This window comes from Proteus sp. ZN5 (assembly GCF_011046025.1).
In the GTDB taxonomy this organism is placed as follows: Bacteria; Pseudomonadota; Gammaproteobacteria; order Enterobacterales; family Enterobacteriaceae; genus Proteus.
The window spans coordinates 2,830,747-2,849,153 of the sequence record NZ_CP047639.1 but is presented as its reverse complement, the minus strand read 5'-3'; the positions used below and the strand labels follow the sequence as shown (position 1 = coordinate 2,849,153).

At 36.4% G+C, this 18,407-nt stretch carries 18 protein-coding genes; 10 read left to right on the top strand and 8 right to left on the bottom strand.

Features of this window, described 5'->3' with window-relative positions; all coding sequences use genetic code 11:
- Positions 1-27 precede the first annotated feature (27 nt).
- On the bottom strand, positions 28-573 hold the full coding sequence (locus GTK47_RS13060) for a fimbrial protein (protein WP_165123801.1): 546 nt from the start codon (positions 571-573) through the stop codon (positions 28-30).
- 602 nt (positions 574-1,175) lie between these two features.
- Here GTK47_RS13060 and GTK47_RS13055 point away from each other — a divergent pair.
- Positions 1,176-1,616, top strand: coding sequence for a hypothetical protein (locus tag GTK47_RS13055; protein WP_165123798.1), 441 nt, complete (start codon positions 1,176-1,178; stop codon positions 1,614-1,616).
- Between the two features lie 101 nt (positions 1,617-1,717).
- Positions 1,718-2,008 (top strand): VF530 family protein, encoded by a 291-nt coding sequence (locus GTK47_RS13050; RefSeq protein WP_165126643.1) that lies wholly within the window; start codon positions 1,718-1,720, stop codon positions 2,006-2,008.
- Between the two features lie 41 nt (positions 2,009-2,049).
- Here GTK47_RS13050 and GTK47_RS13045 read toward each other — a convergent pair whose 3' ends face one another.
- Positions 2,050-3,216: a XylR family transcriptional regulator gene (locus GTK47_RS13045; RefSeq protein WP_165123795.1), complete on the bottom strand. Its 1,167-nt coding sequence runs from the start codon at positions 3,214-3,216 to the stop codon at positions 2,050-2,052.
- A 188-nt stretch (positions 3,217-3,404) separates the two neighbouring features.
- Between GTK47_RS13045 and GTK47_RS20405 the strand changes: the two genes are divergently transcribed.
- The 5 genes from GTK47_RS20405 to GTK47_RS13025 all read left to right on the top strand — a co-directional run bounded on the left by GTK47_RS20405 (position 3,405) and on the right by GTK47_RS13025 (position 9,875).
- Positions 3,405-4,574 (top strand): MalY/PatB family protein, encoded by a 1,170-nt coding sequence (locus tag GTK47_RS20405; RefSeq protein WP_206535856.1) that lies wholly within the window; start codon positions 3,405-3,407, stop codon positions 4,572-4,574.
- Between the two features lie 6 nt (positions 4,575-4,580).
- Positions 4,581-6,056 (top strand): Na+/H+ antiporter NhaC, encoded by a 1,476-nt coding sequence (gene nhaC, locus GTK47_RS20400; RefSeq protein ID WP_088495624.1) that lies wholly within the window; start codon positions 4,581-4,583, stop codon positions 6,054-6,056.
- Between the two features lie 10 nt (positions 6,057-6,066).
- Complete coding sequence (gene xylA / locus GTK47_RS13035; RefSeq protein WP_075672821.1) at positions 6,067-7,383, top strand: xylose isomerase; 1,317 nt, start codon at positions 6,067-6,069, stop codon at positions 7,381-7,383.
- Between the two features lie 72 nt (positions 7,384-7,455).
- On the top strand, positions 7,456-8,910 hold the full coding sequence (xylB, locus tag GTK47_RS13030; protein WP_165123792.1) for a xylulokinase: 1,455 nt from the start codon (positions 7,456-7,458) through the stop codon (positions 8,908-8,910).
- A 206-nt stretch (positions 8,911-9,116) separates the two neighbouring features.
- Entirely contained in the window at positions 9,117-9,875 is a 759-nt protein-coding gene (locus GTK47_RS13025) for a hypothetical protein (RefSeq protein WP_165123789.1), read from the top strand.
- A 44-nt stretch (positions 9,876-9,919) separates the two neighbouring features.
- Here GTK47_RS13025 and GTK47_RS13020 read toward each other — a convergent pair whose 3' ends face one another.
- The 3 genes from GTK47_RS13020 to yegD all read right to left on the bottom strand — a co-directional run bounded on the left by GTK47_RS13020 (position 9,920) and on the right by yegD (position 12,874).
- Positions 9,920-10,183 carry a DUF3811 domain-containing protein gene (locus tag GTK47_RS13020; protein WP_109402884.1) on the bottom strand — a complete coding sequence of 88 codons (264 nt, stop codon included), beginning with the start codon at positions 10,181-10,183 and terminating at the stop codon, positions 9,920-9,922.
- A 172-nt stretch (positions 10,184-10,355) separates the two neighbouring features.
- Positions 10,356-11,381 (bottom strand): aminotransferase class I/II-fold pyridoxal phosphate-dependent enzyme, encoded by a 1,026-nt coding sequence (locus GTK47_RS13015; protein WP_109402885.1) that lies wholly within the window; start codon positions 11,379-11,381, stop codon positions 10,356-10,358.
- A 140-nt stretch (positions 11,382-11,521) separates the two neighbouring features.
- A complete protein-coding gene (yegD, locus tag GTK47_RS13010) occupies positions 11,522-12,874 on the bottom strand; it encodes a molecular chaperone (RefSeq protein ID WP_165123787.1) in 1,353 nt (450 codons plus the stop codon).
- Between the two features lie 236 nt (positions 12,875-13,110).
- Between yegD and GTK47_RS13005 the strand changes: the two genes are divergently transcribed.
- On the top strand, positions 13,111-13,587 hold the full coding sequence (locus GTK47_RS13005) for a hypothetical protein (protein WP_165123784.1): 477 nt from the start codon (positions 13,111-13,113) through the stop codon (positions 13,585-13,587).
- Here GTK47_RS13005 and GTK47_RS13000 read toward each other — a convergent pair whose 3' ends face one another.
- Positions 13,588-14,511, bottom strand: coding sequence for a LysR family transcriptional regulator (locus GTK47_RS13000; RefSeq protein ID WP_165123782.1), 924 nt, complete (start codon positions 14,509-14,511; stop codon positions 13,588-13,590).
- A 31-nt stretch (positions 14,512-14,542) separates the two neighbouring features.
- Here GTK47_RS13000 and GTK47_RS12995 point away from each other — a divergent pair, with 31 nt between their 5' ends.
- Both GTK47_RS12995 and GTK47_RS12990 read left to right on the top strand, forming a co-directional pair.
- The gene (locus GTK47_RS12995) at positions 14,543-15,064 is read left to right on the top strand and encodes a DMT family transporter (RefSeq protein ID WP_347147085.1); all 522 of its coding nucleotides are present in this window, start codon (positions 14,543-14,545) and stop codon (positions 15,062-15,064) included.
- A 3-nt stretch (positions 15,065-15,067) separates the two neighbouring features.
- The gene (locus GTK47_RS12990; RefSeq protein WP_165123780.1) at positions 15,068-15,499 is read left to right on the top strand and encodes a DMT family transporter; all 432 of its coding nucleotides are present in this window, start codon (positions 15,068-15,070) and stop codon (positions 15,497-15,499) included.
- A 28-nt stretch (positions 15,500-15,527) separates the two neighbouring features.
- Here the strand turns inward: GTK47_RS12990 and GTK47_RS12985 are convergent, their stop codons facing one another.
- Positions 15,528-15,941 (bottom strand): DUF6122 family protein, encoded by a 414-nt coding sequence (locus tag GTK47_RS12985; RefSeq protein ID WP_165123777.1) that lies wholly within the window; start codon positions 15,939-15,941, stop codon positions 15,528-15,530.
- A gap of 111 nt (positions 15,942-16,052) precedes the next feature.
- Positions 16,053-18,365 (bottom strand): hypothetical protein, encoded by a 2,313-nt coding sequence (locus GTK47_RS12980; RefSeq protein WP_165123775.1) that lies wholly within the window; start codon positions 18,363-18,365, stop codon positions 16,053-16,055.
- Positions 18,366-18,407 lie beyond the last annotated feature (42 nt).

Below are 18,407 nucleotides of genomic sequence, written 5' to 3'. Positions count from 1 at the left end.
TGGGGCAATTAAATACAGAGTAATAAATTACTGGGTATATTTAATCGTTACAGTAATATCAGCATTCGCTGTTCCCGGTGAAACTTCTTCTGCTGTTGTTACATAACGAGCATAATATGTTTTTTCACCTTTATTACCGGTTAATTCAATACCGCCAGCGCCTAAATTAGGTTGTAAATAATTTTCACTGGTAGCATCTGTTGATAGTGCAATACCTACACCTTCGGCATTGCTGACTTTATATAAATTTGGATTTTCATCATTTTCAGTACCCTCAAATGTAACTCGTGCAGTACCTAATGTTGCAGGGCAACCACTTAAACCAATAGTGAAAGGTATTGCAGTTGTTTTTTCACCTACTGCATCAAAGGTATTTGTTAACCAAGTTCCTAATTGAACAGTACCTTCATTTTTATTTTCGTGATTAGTTTCAACTGTACAAGTTGAATCAATAAATTGACCTTTAAAATGGATAATACCTGTTGTATTGCCATTAACAGATGCTGCACTTGCAATACCAGAGAATGAAGCTGCAATAATAGATGTGATTAAAAGTGTTTTAGAAAATTTCATAATATTCCTCATTAAATTAAATAATACTTATTTATTTGGTCAGCAATATTTTTAAGAATTAGATATTAAATATTTGCCGATTTGTTTAACTTGGAAAAATTATATTTACTTTTACTTATGGGATCTACATTGCAATACCTTCTAGAAAATTTCTTTTAATACGGATTATTAAATCTAAACAAGTCCTTTTTGTATGTGTTTTTTGGTTTTATTGTCTAAATAATTGCGGAAATTGAAAATAAAAAACCAAGAAGCGAGTATTTGAAAGTGATTGGTATAATATTCGAAATTGTAACGAGGAATTTCAGAAGACATAGAAATTAATGCTTTCTTAGGAATTATCTCTATTTTATATAAATAATATAAATGTTTGATCACGGATAGGATTAAATTTATTTATTACGTATAAATCACTATTTTGTATGAAAAATCGATTAATAACCTGCATTACAGATTAATTTGTTTAAATAAAATGATAGTAAATAGAATGGATGTTATTCATTATGACTAAAGGCTTAATGGGGTTGATAGTGATGCAAACACAAATGTTAGACAGCATGGCCATAATGGAATGATAAAATTTAAAAATGAGGACAAATATCATGAAAAAACAATATAAAAAGATGGCCACTTATTTTTCGTTTTTATTGGTTGTTTTAGTATTGGGTACATATTATTGGCTTAAACTCCCCTATTCTTTTTCTTATCAACGTCAACTAGCTACTGATTTTATTAATCATATCAATAACGAAGAGTATGAGCAGGCATTTAGTTTGACACAACAAAATATGTATACAGGGAGAACGTTAGAAGAGTTTAAAGTTAAAGTGATAAGAGAAATTCCCGCTTCTGGATATCAATTTGCTTATAGTTTTCCAAAACAAACAAATGGGAACCGTCTACGCCGCTGGTTTAATGGCACAGAAGTGGAAATGCAGGATGTGAACATTGAATTTAAAGGGCCTACTGATCTTCGGATCACGCTAAGGCATACTGACGATGACAAATGGAAAATCTTTTATATTACAAGCCATGCGGGATAACAACGCATCATCTCTATTTTATTCAGCCCATTTTATTGCCACTCTCACAGCTTTCTTGTACTCTGCATCGCTTCTTCTATTTCATTGTAGGTAAAATAGTAATGACCGGACACGTTTCTAAAGATCCTTTGCATGGCGTTACTCTCGAAATGCAGGTAAATGCGCTGGTGGCTAAATATGGTTGGGCTAAATTAGGTCAACTTATCAAGATTAACTGCTTTAGAAGTGATCCTAGCGTGAAATCAAGTTTAAAATTTTTGCGCAGAACCCCTTGGGCACGCGCTGAAGTGGAAGCGCTCTATCTTGATTCTCTCGAAGCTGATATTGATGATGTGATTGAAGTTATCGACCACCCAGATTGTGATCCTTGGGCGAATAGCCGTAGAAAGTAAAATTCAATTAATTATAAATATGATGTGGAATATATTGGTATTCACTCATCCCTAAACTCTTTCGGCGTCATACCAAATTCTTTTTTAAAGATAGAGTAAAAATATTGTAATGATGGATAGCCACACATCACTGATATTTCTTGGATTGCGAGTGTTGTGGTGGCTAATAAATTTTGAGCACGTTTGAGTTTCTCTTCATAAATAACGGTATGAATTGTCTTGCCGATCTCCTTTTTAAACCGTTGCTCTAAATTAGAACGCGACATATTAACCGCATCTAAAACTTGCTCTGTTTTTATCCCTTTACAGGCATTGTAATAAATATAATGCATGGCTTGCACAACGGTAGGATCGTTAAATGAGTGAAAATCGGTTGAGCGACGTTCGACTATTTTAACAGGTGGAACTAACACTCTTTGTTGTTTATTGGTTGGTTGCCCTTCCAGCGTTTGATGTAATAGCTTGGCTGCTAAATACCCCATTTGTCGTGAACCTTGCACAACAGAAGATAATGCAATGCGAGATAAATAACGTGTCATATCTTCATCATCAATACCGATAATGCTTATTTCTTCAGGAACATTAATATTTAAATTGTCGCAAACTTGCAGTAAGTGTCGTGCTCTTGCATCGGTGACCGCAATAATTCCAGTTTGTGGTGGTAAAGTTTGTATCCAATCGGATAAACGATTTTGCGCGTGTTGCCAATTCTCTTGTGTAATATCCATGCCGTTATAAACGATACCCGGATATTTTTCGCTGGTGACTAATTGTCGAAATGCATGCTCTCGTTCATTCGACCAATGAGGATGATCTTTTGCTGGTAAACCATAAAATGCAAAGTGTTTAAGCCCTTTTTGTTTTAAATGTAAAAAGGCTTGTTGAACTAATTCATAATTATCAGTGGCGATATAAGGAACGGGGGGATAATTTTCTTCTTGATGATAAGAGCCTCCGACACCAATAACCGTTAATGGTGATTGGCTTAAATGCTTAGCAATAATCGGATCATCAAAATCAGCAGTAATACCATCACAAACCCAATGGTTTATATTATCAAGACGAGTACGAAAATCTTCTTCAATAAATACATCCCAATGGCACTGTGATGCCTGAAGATATTCTCCAACACCCTCAACCACTTGTCGGTCATAGACTTTATTAGCGTTGAATAACAGCACAATACGAAAGTATTTATCTTTTTTCATTTTACTCTACCTAATTATCCAGCTAGGCATTAAACCACAGCTTTAATTTTGCTAGAACTTGCTTTCATCGCTATGTGATTACTATCACACAAGCCAAATTTCGTAATAGCAAAGTAAAAAATAGGAATAACCAATGTTAATAACAACGAGTATTTTGTTTTTAAACACGGTTGCCGAGGAGATTTTTCATGTATCAGAATAACTTTAATAAATTAATTTCTAGGCAAAATACCTATAGCGCAAAATGGTGTAATAGTAACGCCAATGTTATTCCGTTATCTGTTGCAGATATGGATATTCCTGCGCCTGATTTTATTATTAATGCATTGACTCAATTTAATCTCAAAGGAATTTATGGCTATACCGACCTTAGCCATGACTGGAATAACGTTGCTGTAAATTGGTTTAAAACGCAATATCAGTGGGTTGTTGAGCCTGAATCTATTGTTTTTTGTCCTCGTATTATTCAAGCGGTCTCGCTTTATATTCAAAACTTCACACGCGTTGGCGATAAAGTCACAACCTTATCACCAGCTTATCATCCTATTAGTAATGCGGTTTGTGTCAATCAACGTGAACTCTTAGAAAGCCCGTTGATTTATCGTGACGGTTATTATGAAATTGATTTTGATGACTTAGAAAGTAAGTTTAAACAGTCTGTCTGCTTTATTTTACTATCGCCACATAACCCAACAGGAACAGTATGGCAAAAAAGTGATCTACTAAAAATAGCGGAGCTCGCACGGAAATATCAGGTTTTTATTATTTCTGATGATGTGCATGCAGATTTTGTTTTTGATGGTGCAACTTATCACCCTATTTCATCAGTAAATAGTTATGTAAAACAACACTCTTTTATTTGTACTTCTCCAGCTAAAACATTCAATTTAGCCGGACTCGAAGTGGCCAATATTGTGATTGCCAATCCTGAATATCGTGAAAAATTCAAGCAATGCTTAATTGCTGCAGGTATTCATAATCCAGGTTATTTCTCAGTTCCCGCTTTTTTACAAGCTTACACCTTACAAGGCCAACAATGGGTTGGTGAATTAAAAACGTACCTTGCTGATAACCGACGTTGGGTAAAAGAACAATGTGAACGTTACTTTCCTGATTGGGTTATCACTCAAAGTCATGGCACCTACATGCTATGGATTAACTACCAAAAAATGCAGTTATCTGAAGAACAACTAAAACATTGGTTTGTTTCATTAGCCGAAGTGGAAATGAGTTGGGGGCGTGGTTTTGGTGCGGTTGGGGATGGTTTTTTCCGCATTAATATCGCGACACCTCGTTCAATATTAGAAACCGTTTTCACTCGGCTTATTCGTACCTTACCTCACGCCAGTTTGGAATAAATTACAATGAAAACGCAAACGATAAACAGCCCGAGAACACCTACATTACTCGAATCTCTCTTTCCCATATTCACCATGGTGGTGCTATTAGGAGGAGGCTACGCCGCTTTTGATTTACCACCAGAGCCTTTAATGGTGCTGTCTACAGTTGTAGCTGCACTATTGGTCAAACGATTAGGGTATCGCTATGACGAGATCTTAACGGCAATCTCACAAAAAATTGCTAAAACCATGCCAGCCTTGCTGATTTTAATCAGCGTGGGCTTGTTAATAGGCACATGGATGATTGGTGGTACTATTCCATTGATGATCTATTACGGCTTAAAAATGATCAGCCCAGAAATGCTTTATGTTACGGCATTATTGGTGACATCATTAGTGTCGGTTTGTACAGGAACTTCATGGGGTTCAGCAGGAACAATTGGTGTTGCCTTTATGGGTGTTGCTGTAGGTATGGATGCAAACCTTGCTGCAACAGCCGGTGCCGTAGTTGCGGGTGCCTATTTCGGTGACAAACTTTCACCGCTATCAGGTGATACTAACCTAGCCGCAATGGCTGCAAGGATCGACCTCTATCAACATATCTGGCACTTACTTTACACCACACTGCCTTCGTTGATTTTAACCGCGATTGTGATGACTGTTTATGGCATGAATGGTGATTTAGCAGGACAAGGTGTGCCAGAAAAAGTGACATTAATTACTAATGGTCTTGAGAGTGTTTATAACTTCAACCTAATCCTTCTCATACCTGTATTAGTGATTTTATATGGATCAGTCACGAAAAAACCCACTATCCCAGTGATGTTAGCCTCTGCCGCTATTGCGATGTTTAACGCTTATCTTATTCAAGGTTTTGGATTACATGATATCGTAAAAAGCGCAGTTGATGGTTTCAATGTCTCAATGATCCAAGGGAAAGAAGTTCCTGAATTATTAGGTAACTTATTAAACCGTGGCGGTATGAACTCAATGATGAGCACCCTGCTTATCTGTTTCTGTGCCCTTTCTTTTGCCGGTACTTTATCGTTAAGTGGCGCATTAGAAGTGATTGTTCATGCGTTGTTAAAAATGGTTCACTCAACAGGTTCAATGATCTTAGCCACAATTGCTTGCGGACTAACCATGATTGGCGTGACCTGTAATGGACAAATCTCAATCCTTATTCCTATCGAAATGCTACGCGGTGCCTATATCGAACGAGGCTTACACCCTAAAAACCTCGCTCGTACTGTAGAAGACTCCGCCACTATTTTTGAACCTATTTTACCGTGGACAGCCGCAGGCGCTTATATGGCAGGTACGTTAGGTGTTGCAACCTTAAGTTACTTACCTTGGGCTGTGTTGTGCTGGAGTGGCATATTCTTCGCCATGCTGTGGGGTTTCACGGGCTTTGGCATTGCCAAATTAACACCAGAAGAGCAGGAAGAGATGACTGCTGAGCTTGAATCACATTCAGAATTACAACTTGATACTAAATAAGGACGGTTCCATGTCTTACTTTGATAAAATTGAACAAATTCAATATGAAGGCACAACAAGCGATAACCCATTAGCATTTCGTTACTATAATCCTGATGAGATTATTTTAGGTAAACGAATGGAAGATCACCTAAGATTTGCTGCTTGTTATTGGCATAACTTCTGCTGGAATGGCTCTGATATGTTCGGTATCGGTACTTTTGATAGACCGTGGCAAACACCGGGTGAAGCATTAGAGCAAGCAAAACGCAAAGCAGATGTGGCCTTCGAGTTCTTTCATAAGCTCAATGTTCCTTTTTACTGTTTTCATGATGTCGATGTTATTTCTGAAGGCAATAACATCAATGAATATATCTCTAATATGGCGGCGATAACCGATGTATTAGCGAAAAAACAAGAAGAAACCAACGTTAAGTTATTATGGGGAACCGCTAACTGCTTTACGAATCCTCGTTATGGCGCAGGTGCGGCAACTAACCCTGATCCTGACGTTTTTGCATGGGCTGCGACACAAGTTTGTGAAGCAATGAAAGCGACAAAAGCGCTGGGTGGCGAAAACTATGTATTATGGGGTGGACGCGAAGGCTATGAAACGCTGCTAAATACAGACTTACGCCAAGAAAGAGAGCAAATTGGGCGCTTTATGCAGATGGTTGTTGAGCATAAACATAAAATTGGTTTCCAAGGCACATTACTGATTGAACCAAAACCACAAGAGCCAACAAAACATCAATACGATTACGATACTGCGACTGTTTATGGCTTTTTAAAACAGTTTGGCCTTGAAAAAGAAGTCAAAGTCAACATTGAAGCCAACCACGCAACATTAGCAGGACATAGCTTCCATCATGAAATTGCGACTGCCATTGCGTTAGGTATTTTAGGCTCTGTTGATGCTAACCGCGGTGATCCACAATTAGGCTGGGATACAGACCAATTCCCAAATAGCGTAGAAGAAAATGCACTAGTCATGTATGAAATTCTTAAATCAGGTGGCTTTACTACAGGTGGATTAAACTTTGATGCTAAAGTTCGTCGCCAAAGCAATGATAAATATGACCTATTCTACGGGCATATTTCAGGAATGGACACAATGGCAATGGCATTACGTATTGCAGCAAGAATGATCCAAGATGGTGGCCTTGATAAATTTACAGCGCAGCGTTATTCAGGCTGGAGTGCAGAGTTTGGTCAAAATATCTTACAAGGTAAATTAAGCCTTGAAGAAGTGGCAAAATATGCACAAAGCAACACCTTAGCGCCACAGTTACAAAGCGGACGCCAAGAAATGCTAGAAAGTTTAGTGAATCGCTATATTTTTGGCTAATTGCATAAACGTAATAACACAGCGGGTTTTCCGCTGTGTTTATGAATTAGATACAGGTCATGGGGTAACTTTATGTATTTAGGGCTAGATTTAGGCACTTCAAGCGTTAAAGCGATCATTATGAATGAACAAGGCGACGTTGTTGCCAGTCATTCTGTTTCTTTAGCAATATCACGCCCTCACCCTCAATGGTCAGAACAAGAACCACTGCAATGGTGGCAAGCAACGGAAGAAGCTATTCTCCAGCTTGGGCGTAGTTACCCGATGGAACAAATCGAGGCGATTGGATTAAGCGGACAAATGCATGGTGCCGTTTTACTTGATGCCCAACAAGCGGTTCTACGTCCTGCAATCTTATGGAACGATGGCCGTAGTTTTAAACAGTGTCAGGCGCTTGAGGCGCAATATCCTCAGTTTAAAAAAATGACGGGTAATTTAGTTATGCCCGGTTTTACTGCACCAAAACTACAATGGGTTGCTGAAAATGAGCCTGAAATTTTTCAACGTATTGAACATGTTTTATTACCTAAAGATTTTTTACGTTGGAAGATGAGCGGTAATTTCGCCAGTGATATGTCGGATTCAGCAGGTACGCTTTGGCTAGATATGCAAAAGCGAGATTGGAGTGATGAGCTTTTAAATGCCACAGGATTAACGCGTCGTCAAATGCCTACGCTGTTTGAAGGCAATCAAATAACGGGCTATCTATTGGCTGATGTCGCTAAAAAATGGCAGATGAAACAAGTCCCTATTATTGCTGGTGGCGGTGATAATGCAGCAGGTGCAATTGGTGTCGGTGTTTACCAACCCGGTCAAGCGATGCTCTCTCTAGGTACTTCGGGTGTTTATTTTGTTGTTAGCGAGAAATTTCTTCAAAACAGTGACAATGCAGTACACAGTTTCTGCCATGCATTACCCAATACTTGGCATTTAATGTCTGTGATGCTAAGTGCAGCATCATGCCTTGATTGGGTGTGTCAATTGACAGGAATTGAGAGTGTGGGTGAGATGTTTGAAGAGATTCAACACGCTACTTTTGCTGATAGCCCCCTCCTGTTTTTACCTTATCTTTCAGGTGAGCGAACACCTTATAACAACCCTAATGCGAAAGGTGTTTTTTGGGGATTAACCCATGAACATCAACGTGCTGACTTATGCCAAGCTGTTCTTGAAGGTGTGAGTTTTGCGTTACGACAAGGAATTGAAGTTGCTGAAAATGCAGGTCAATTAGCGGATAACATTACGTTAATTGGTGGTGGTGCAAAAAGTGAGTATTGGCGACAATTGCTTGCAGATATTACAGGAAAAACCCTCGATTATCGCCAAGGTGGTGATGTTGGCCCTGCACTTGGTGCAGCAAGACTCGCACAATTAGCAGTAAACCCTGCTCATTCTTCACACGTTATTCTTTCTCAACCTAAGCTTGAAAAACGCCATACACCAGATTTAGAAAAATATAAAACATACGAAAAAAAATATCATGCCTTTAAAAAGTTATATTCATTGATTGATACGATGGAAATATAACTATATTGCGTCAATATCAGGGTATTATTTAAAACCACTCAATTAAGAGTGGTTTTATTTTTTCTTTTATTTTCTTTTCTTATTTTATTTGAGATATCGCTACGTAAGCAAAAGTATAACGTTTATCTGCTCACTTACTGTTGTAAGATAAGACGCACTATGAGATCTCTATATTGGTAAAACATAATAGATAATAAGAAGGTAAAATGAAAAAATTAGGCTTAGTTATCATCGGAGTATCATTACTAACAGGTTGTATGACTAAATCTCTATGGAACAATAACCCTGTTTCAGATTTTACTTATCATTATGAAGAAGAATATAAAGATATCATTATTGAAGTCGTTAAATTGGAATTAAAAGAAGATAAAGAACCATTAGTTATACGAGATGGTAGTGCTATTTCGCTTAGAGGAATGTCACTGGCGAGTAAAACCCGAATTTATAATATCTCTTATGGTGATTACTCATTAAAAGCTATCTATAAATATATGCCTAAAATGAATTTTAGCGCCAAAATAGCATCTCAAGGTGCCATTCCTTTTGAAATTCACAATAGACATATTAATAAAGGCGATAATGTTTTAGCTTCTGATATTCAAGGTGTTTTTTTATTCTCAATCAAACCTGAAGTAAAACTACTGGAAAGTGAAATAAAAGAGCTAGAACAGGCTCATTTTAAAAAAGAGTGCAAAGCACAAGATGGTAGTTTGCAGTGGTGTATTGATTTTTGGATCAATGCCAACGTTTTTGAACGTAATCAAACGAGATATACGATTACCGTAGAAAAAGTGTTACCTAAACCTATTAATATTGCTCTTTATGATTCAAAAGGCACACCAAAAACGAATGTCGGAAATTTAGTCGGTAATACAATAGGAACACCGGTATTTATTATTGGTGATGTATTACTGGCACCATTAGGCGCTTTATTGGGTGTTGTTGTTCAGAGTGCAGGAAATTAATTGCTTAGCCCTGATAAATAAATATATCAGGGCTAATTAAAAAATTAACGATATCCGCTACGATGGTTTTTGGCTGACCAACTATAGGTTTCATCACTAGGAGCTAGTTTTTGTTTTTTCTTGAGGGCTTGAGCTTTTTTGGTGGCTTTTTCAACTTCGAGGGAGATTTCGGTAATAATGGAGTCTTTGACTTTGTTCATTTCAGCATTAGTTAATTCACGCCCTAATTTTTTTCTCTCTTGACCTATTCTGGTTCTTACTCGCATTTGTTGGGCATCTGTCATCTCTTGGAGTGTCAATTTCTTCATTCTTTTACCCTACCTATGTTGAGAGAGGAGTAATTAATATAACATTATTAATGCGTCTCTCCAGCATTATATTTAGATTTAAAGTAATTAAATTCTGATTACATTGAAAATGCATTACACACGTAATAAGCGTGTAATGCATAAAAATAAGAGATAAGTTTAAACAGAAAATTTAAACTAATTGCAGAAATGCTGTTTTAAATCCATTGATATCTTGTTGTGTTGTTGCCCAAGAGGTACAAAGACGTAAGCAACTCAAGTTAGGAGCCTCAAGTAATACACGATGAAAAACAAATTGTTGTGTTAATTTTTCCGCAATCGTGTTTGGTAAAATAACAAAAACTTGGTTAGATTCAGGTGGTGCTAAAAATTCAAAACCTTGTTCAGTAAAGAATTCGGTTAATTGTGATGCCATTTCATTAAGGTGTTTACCTAATTTAAAATAGAGATCATCTTTAAATAAAGCTTCAAATTGCGCACCTAATAACCAACCTTTCGCTTGTAATCCACCCTTTTGTTTTAAGCTAAAACGAAAATCAGATTTTAGTGCGGGATGACAAATCACGAGCGTTTCAGCTGACATTGCACCGATTTTCGTGCCTCCGATATAAAACGCATCGGTTAAGTTGGCGATGTCTTCAATAGTCAGATCACTTTGTGCAGACATTAATCCTGCGGCTAAACGAGCACCATCAAGGTACAACCATAAATTATGCTCGTTACAAAAGTTACGTAGTGCTTGCAATTCCGCTTTGCGATAAACCGTCCCGATTTCTGTGGCATTTGTTATATAAACAAGCTTGGGTTGAACCCAATGTTCATCATTATGTTCAGCAAGAATAGGTTTTAATAACTCAGGTGTTAATTTACCATCAGCAGAAAATGTTGTGATGACTTTATGCCCTGTCGCTTCAATAGCGCCTGTTTCATGTGTAGCAATATGTCCAGTACTAACAGAAATAACAGCTTGGTGTGGACGTAAAAAATGAGAGATAGCGGTTAAATTAGTAATGGTACCACCATTAAAAAAGTGAATATCCGCATCTGGTTGTTGAATACGCTGTTTTATTGATTGAATAGCATGATGACAAAGCTTATCCATGCCATATCCATCATAGCGTTGCCCCACTGTATCAGTGATTGCCTTCATGACCGCAGGATGTGCAATTTCATTATAATCATTTTGGAAGCGGTACATGTGTTCTCCTGTCGAATGTTGTATTTTTATTGTGTTTTATAAAGAAAAACGCTCTACATCTAATCAATACACAGATTGAATGTAAAGCGCTTTAATATATTGAAAAAGTCAGTTTTTTAAAACCGATTATTTAGTACTGATTATTTAAAGCAGACCTCGCCCCAACGCGCCAAACCTGCGGTAACCGATCCAAAGTCATTACCTTTAACAATTGGAATATTAGGCAATTGCTGTTCAATGGCTTGGCATAAAATAGGTGAACGCGCAGAGCCTCCCGTCATAAAGACAGCATCGGGTTTTATCCCCCCTTGCTGAACCGCATCATTAACTAATTCAATCATTTTGCTTTTTGGTGATTCAATAGATTCAACCATCTGATCGCGTTCGATAGTTAATTCTAAGGTTTCACTTAACAGTGCGATATTAGCAATATATTCAGGAGAGTATGATAAAGCGATTTTAGCTTCTTCAGCACGTCTAACAATGCTATAGCCCAACGTTTCATTATAAACTTCAATAAGGCGCGTTATTTTCTCTGGCTCTTTTGCATCACGTCTTAGCTGATTTAATACAGCAAGGTTTTGACGAGAGTAAAAATCTTTTTGTGCTTCGACATTATTAATCGCAATAGGATCCCAGAACTGTTTCAGAGGTAATTTAATACCTGAAGACGTTAATCCTGTCATACCAAATAGTGGCATAAGCTGTTTAAAAGCAAGGTAAATATCAAGATCGTTACCACCAACACGTTGTCCACTATGGGCAAGTAATGTATTTGAACGATCGGTTTTGCCTTTATAACTTGGCCCCATTTGAATTAATGAGCAGTCAGTAGTACCACCACCAATATCAACGACTAATACAGTTTGGTCTTTAGTTAACGTTGACTCATATTCAAGCCCCGCAGCAACAGGTTCAAATTCAAACATAATATTCTTAAAGCCAGCCCTTTTAGCTGCACGGATAAGAATACTTTCAGCTTGTCTATTTGAAGCATCGCCACCTAACCCATTAAAGTTAATCGGTTTGCCAATAACAGTATCAGTGATCGCTTCTTGTGTGCTTTTTTCTGCTTGGTGCTTAATATTTGCCATCATGGCGCAAACTAAATCTTCAAAGAAGCTAATTTGTATATCATGTAGACCAGAAGCACCTAAAAAGGATTTAGGTGATTTAACGTAATAGACATCACGAGGATCACGTAGGTATAAACTTAGTGCAGATTGTCCGAAAAGAATGTCTTCAGGAACTAATTCAATATCTTCTTCTCGATTAAATGCAATCGACTTTCTTAGTAATTGCTCGCCAACTTCACTGGAAGGTTTAATATTTAAATGGCGAAATAAGTGCTCAGAAACAGATTCACGGGTTGGCGCACAAAGGGTTGATGGAATATACACATCATTACCTTCTAAAGGCAAAAGAGTGGGTTTCCCCTCTTTCATAATTGCAACAGAACAGTTCGATGTTCCATAGTCAAAGCCAATAAACATTCAGCCTCCCCAATAGACTTCATTAAAAAAAGACTGAGCACTCTACATCAAGCTTTTTGCAATTACCATCAGATTATGAGGTTTAAAAGAGAGAAAAACCTCTTAGAGCGACAATAAAAATGATTGGATTAATCGCTATTTTTTAGCACATTTATTCCCTATTAAACTCAATGTACAAAAGAAAAGTAGGTAAGATAAGTAAGCCAATTTATTAGATATTTTTTATGGAGAAATAAATGAACACAATTCACTTATGCGTAGTAGGAATTTCAGGTTATGAAGGGCCAGATTTTATTTTGGGTATTTTTGACAATGAAGATGCTGCTGAAAAAGCAAAAACGACATTTATTAGAGAGAATCAAAGCGAAGACAACCAAGTTAAAGTCCTCGCTGAACAAGACCGATGGATAGACGTCGAAGAGGTGAAAATAGACAGTTTTAGCTGTGATATTCCCCTTTCAGATTTTTATTACCTAGTTTCACGTTTTAGTGAAGGTTTTGGTCAGATCTATCGTGATATTGAAGCGATTTTTGATAATTATGAAAATGCGCTTATTAAATTAGAACAACTCGAAAAAGAGTATGATGAATCTGATGCTTCATTCCCTGAATATTTTGCAATTGAGAAACTACAAGTAAATCAAATTAATGCTAAAACTGTAACGCAGTGGTTAGATGATGAATTTTTCGGCGATGATAACCGTTTATTGTGATTATTTTCTTTCGATATTGCGTTGATAGTCACTATTGGCACCGAATTGCTTTTTTAAGAAATCAACAAATAACGTTATTTTGCGCGGAAGATTTTTTTTGTCAGGATAAACCGCATAAATAAAGTGCTCAGGTAAATCGAAGTGCGTCAATATAGGGATAAGCTTTTTATCTGTATTTGATAAGGCTGTTTGAGTAATGAAATGAGGGAGTAAAGCAATACCTATTCCCTGTAAAACGGCTTGTAATAATGCTTCACTATTATTGGCACGATAACTACCTTTAGGAATATGACTATATTTTGTACCTCTTTGATAAAAAATCCACTCCATACCAGCTTGATATAATGAATACGATAAGCAATTGTGGTTTTTTAACTCAGAAACTTGCATGGGTTCACCATATTTATCAAGATATTCTGAAGAAGCGTAAAGCTGGCTATAACAAGGTGATATTTGACGCGCTATTAATGAGGAATCGGGTAATTCACCAATTCTAATTGCAAGATCGTATCCTTCAGCTACTAAATCCGTGACTTTGTCATCAAATAAAAGTTGTACATCAAGTTCTGGGTATTTCTGCATAAATAAAGGCATTATTTTAGCAAGATGTAACGTACCAAATGACATGGGCGCTGAAATTTTAATCCTACCTTTGGCTTTATCGCTAAATTGTGAAACCGCCTCTTCTGCCATTACCGCTAACTTATAAGACTCTCGAATATAGCCAATATAAACAACGCCTTCTTCGGTTAAACTGACACTTCTTGTCGTTCTATGAAATAGGCGTATACCTAACTTTTCTTCGACACCTTGAATAGCTTTACTGACTGCTGATTTTGTCATATTCAATGTTTTGGCTGCTTTGGTGATACTCAAATGCTCAGCCACAGCAATCAGAATGGGAAAAACATTCATATCATTCATATTGTCAACCTAGAGTAAACAGTGTGTTTTCTTGCCAGTATTATCAAAAAAGAATATTTTAAGGCCACACAAAAATGATTTATATAGACTTAATATTATGAATAACAAGTATATTCTTTCTCTTGTTGCGGTCTTTTCTGGCGTTTTACTTTCATTAATGATTATGAGTAATAGCTACTTAGCCAGTTTTACAACGCCATTAACCGCATCATGGATAACACACGGTATAGGGACTCTTTTCTCTTTAATTATATACATTTTATATTTAAGAAAAAATAAACTGACCAAGAAAAATAATAACAAAATAAAAATTCTATGGTATTTGGGTGGTATCCCAGGGGCATTTACGGTGTTATTAGCTGCAATTACAGTAAATAGCCCATTATCACTTTCTGGTAGCATAATTTTAATGATAACAGGGCAAATTCTTTTTAGCGTTATTGTTGATGCAATGGGATGGTTTGGGGTTGAAAAAAGAAAAATCACCCTACGCGATTTATTTATGTGCTTTTTACTTATTTCTGGCAGTGCATTATTAATTATAGGTAGATAACTAATGAGTATTTTTATTTTAATTGCGTTATTTAATGGTGTCTGCATTGTAACAAGCCGCACCTTAAATGGTAAGTTAGCACAAAACAGTAATGCTTTTTATAGCTCTTTAATCAACCATTTAGTTGGTTTTATATTTTTAACTATCTTTGTTTTATGGATAAAAGATTACCACGCTATTAAACTATCTACGCTCCCTTTAATTGCCTTTGCTGGTGGTATTATTGGTGCATTCTTTGTTGTGATCAATAGTTATGTTCTACCGTTATTGGGTGTTATGTTAACGTCTGTTTTAGCCATTTGCGGACAAATGATCTCAAGTCTGGTTATTGATATATTAGGTGGTGTTGAAAGTAATAACCTATTATTGCAAATAATAGGCGTTCTCTTGATTATTGGCGGTGTATTAATAAAATTTACTAAGCAATCCAAATAAAAAATAAAGAGATATTTAAATCCCACTTCTATTTTCGGGTAATAAATTCATTATTGATATCAGGTATAAAGTAATTTTTATCACAACTCATCGTTATTGTTAGATCGGGTTTTAATCCACCTAAATAGCAGTCAACTGAGTCGGTAAATAAATGAAATAAACACCCTACTGCAATGGCTTTTAATTTCCAAGAGGGTAAAAACCATATACCTAAGTAAATCAAGGCAGCCCAAACAGTATGTAATGGATGAAAGCCTACGCTACAGCGGTTGGGATCAAAAATAGGTGTTGCTAACAAATGGTCAATATCGATGGCCATTGTTCCTATCATAAGAAGTGAGGCTATCTTCCAATTCTTACGCCAGAAAAGATAGCCTAATAAAATGGGTGCTAAAAAGTGTAAACTGTAATGTAAAAGTGTTCTAAAAATCTCAAATATCACCTTAAGCCTCTAAATTAATCAAATTAGTCTGATTTGGTACTATTTGGGCATAAAAATAAATAGGCAAGAAAGAGCTGTTCAGCCTATTTAATTTCTATGCATATCTTAATTTTATTCGCGCACTTCTTCACCATTGGCTTTTAGAATAAGCTTCATCATCCAATGTTTTTCAGACCAACCATAAAAAATAAGATGTGATGTTTTATCATCATAATTATAGTCGTTTGGTGTATTTATTACAGTCATTAGCCCATTCCAAATTGGCATAAATAGCGTTTTGAAATATTGAGACTGGGTATCAATATAATTCTCTGCCCATAAGATAAATTGTTGCAGTTCTTCTTGGGATAAATAAGAAAGGTAAAAAACACATTGTCGCCATGCGTAAGCCGCATTTTTTATTGTGATTAATGAGGCGTGATAACCACGATAAGGAGCCTGTAAATAGCGAATGATGACTTGTAGGCATTGTTTACACATATCAAGCAAGAATGGCTTTAATTTGTCAGCAAGACCAATATTATTAAAAATAGTACTAAGGTTATGGGTTGTTAATATGTAGGACTGCTCAAGTATTCCCCCGTTTATTGCAGGAGAATAAGAGCCAAATTTTTCATTTGTTCTATCTTCGCACCATTTTAAGATCACGCGAGATGTAGCATAAGGGTCTCCCCCTTGTGTATTTGCAGACGATAAAGCCGTGAGCAACTCGTGTTTTAATAGCAAATAATCAACTCTGTAATATTGTGAATACAGACTGTAAGGTAAAGTGGAATCAGCATTTTTTACCAAGATATTAGCGATTTTCTTACTAAACATTCCCATAAAAATGTCTGCAGCAAGTTCTTCACTCCATTTAATACTTGGATCTACTTGAGATGTCAGTGAGTTTAATTCTTGTAATAAAGGATTAGGTAACTGCGTATGTGGAAAATAACGAAAGTTTAATAACAGAAACTCATTTAATACTTCCGTGAAGATAGTTTTGTTAGAAATTTGTTTTGTACGAAACTTATCAATAATTGCAACCCACGGTAGCTCTTCTAATTGTACTTGATGTTGTAGATCTAATAGTAATAAAGAGCGACGCTGTTTAAATGCTCGATAGTTTTTTTCGTAAAGATGGCGCAATGGGATATCTAACAAACTATTAGCACGTAAACCCGCTGTAATTTGAGGAATAATATTGCTGAGAGCTTCTGATGATGTGATTAACTTTTGCTCGATAAGTTGACTTGCCGTGGTATTAAAACTACGCATTGTTTTATACGTAATGATACTTGGAATTGGATAATTTTGCGCTAAGTTAAATTGCTTTGCCTCACTTTCAGAAATAGCTTCTGTGGCAATCTCTTTATCATCAAAACCATTATTAATATCTAAGCTATCAAGTCGGTTTAAAACGACTCGACTTAATGTGTAATGTAATGGTGCTTGCACATCATCTTGTTTTATTTTTTGTTTTTTATCGCTTTTTTCTGAATTTGGCTCGCCATATTTCTCGATATGACGTTGTAATAAAACACGAATATGCTGTGCTTGATGAAAATCTAACTCATTTTTCTCAAGCGATAATTGCTCAATAGCAATACGCAATTTTGCAAAGTCACCTTTATTTTTTATAGGTTTATTGCAAAGGAAATATTGTTTACGTAGTTGGGAATACTCAGCAATAAGATCTTTTGCCGATTGTCTCCATAAAGGTGTAATTGTATAACTTGATGACTTATCAACAATCTCTGAAAGTAACGCTACCATTTTCACTTTAAAAGGATGCCAAATAGTCACGGCTTCTTTTTGAGCTAATACACGTTTATTGGGTTTTATTCTTTTAAGATCGTAAATTGTCATATCAACCTCTTGCACTCTTACTGTACTGCTAGAAATAATAGGCTGCTCGACAATGTGAGGGTAAAATCTTAATGTTGAAAACCAAGGCGAAACAATATCAAGCAAGTCTCTTGCGTAAGCTTGAGCTTTATTTCTGATCAACCATGCAACAGTGAGTAAAACACTCTCTTCAGGAACGGTTATAAGATAGTTTTCATTATCTAAACATTTATTAAGAACATTCATTCCTTCATCAGTTAAATAGTAGCTATTTAATGCTAATCGCTGATTTTCAGGCGAGGTTTTTATTTGCAGTTTATCTAATAATTGTTGTTCTTCAGGTGTTATTTTTCCACCTGCTAACCAATTACCTGTGGCAAATCCACCTTTTATAACTTCAAGCGTGATCCATGCTGGTGTATTTTCGAATGGTGTTCGGCTGCCATAATTGGCTTGCCCTTGCAGTATTTGGTGTAAGACGGCTTCCCATTGTTGAACTTTATTGTTATTTATCTCGGGTTGGCTTAGCGTTTTAGCCAATTGCGATTGTGCATAAGAAAGTCCAACAGGTAATAGGTTTTGTTTATCAGCCATGATATTCACCAAATAAAGAGAGGTATTCAAGATGGTTTTTGA

What these genes read in the sequence shown, in the direction of transcription:
- GTK47_RS13020 (WP_109402884.1), bottom strand. Translation starts at nt 10,183, where the DNA reads ATGAAGAAATTGACACTCCAAGAGATGACAGATGCCCAACAAATGCGA.
- GTK47_RS13045 (WP_165123795.1), bottom strand. Translation starts at nt 3,216, where the DNA reads ATGAAAAAAGATAAATACTTTCGTATTGTGCTGTTATTCAACGCTAAT.
- GTK47_RS12990 (WP_165123780.1), top strand. Translation starts at nt 15,068, where the DNA reads ATGAGTATTTTTATTTTAATTGCGTTATTTAATGGTGTCTGCATTGTA.
- GTK47_RS13055 (WP_165123798.1), top strand. Translation starts at nt 1,176, where the DNA reads ATGAAAAAACAATATAAAAAGATGGCCACTTATTTTTCGTTTTTATTG.
- GTK47_RS12980 (WP_165123775.1), bottom strand. Translation starts at nt 18,365, where the DNA reads ATGGCTGATAAACAAAACCTATTACCTGTTGGACTTTCTTATGCACAA.
- GTK47_RS13005 (WP_165123784.1), top strand. Translation starts at nt 13,111, where the DNA reads ATGAACACAATTCACTTATGCGTAGTAGGAATTTCAGGTTATGAAGGG.
- GTK47_RS13060 (WP_165123801.1), bottom strand. Translation starts at nt 573, where the DNA reads ATGAAATTTTCTAAAACACTTTTAATCACATCTATTATTGCAGCTTCA.
- GTK47_RS20405 (WP_206535856.1), top strand. Translation starts at nt 3,405, where the DNA reads ATGTATCAGAATAACTTTAATAAATTAATTTCTAGGCAAAATACCTAT.
- GTK47_RS13050 (WP_165126643.1), top strand. Translation starts at nt 1,718, where the DNA reads ATGACCGGACACGTTTCTAAAGATCCTTTGCATGGCGTTACTCTCGAA.
- GTK47_RS13000 (WP_165123782.1), bottom strand. Translation starts at nt 14,511, where the DNA reads ATGAATGATATGAATGTTTTTCCCATTCTGATTGCTGTGGCTGAGCAT.
- GTK47_RS13025 (WP_165123789.1), top strand. Translation starts at nt 9,117, where the DNA reads ATGAAAAAATTAGGCTTAGTTATCATCGGAGTATCATTACTAACAGGT.
- nhaC (WP_088495624.1), top strand. Translation starts at nt 4,581, where the DNA reads ATGAAAACGCAAACGATAAACAGCCCGAGAACACCTACATTACTCGAA.
- xylA (WP_075672821.1), top strand. Translation starts at nt 6,067, where the DNA reads ATGTCTTACTTTGATAAAATTGAACAAATTCAATATGAAGGCACAACA.
- xylB (WP_165123792.1), top strand. Translation starts at nt 7,456, where the DNA reads ATGTATTTAGGGCTAGATTTAGGCACTTCAAGCGTTAAAGCGATCATT.
- GTK47_RS13015 (WP_109402885.1), bottom strand. Translation starts at nt 11,381, where the DNA reads ATGTACCGCTTCCAAAATGATTATAATGAAATTGCACATCCTGCGGTC.
- yegD (WP_165123787.1), bottom strand. Translation starts at nt 12,874, where the DNA reads ATGTTTATTGGCTTTGACTATGGAACATCGAACTGTTCTGTTGCAATT.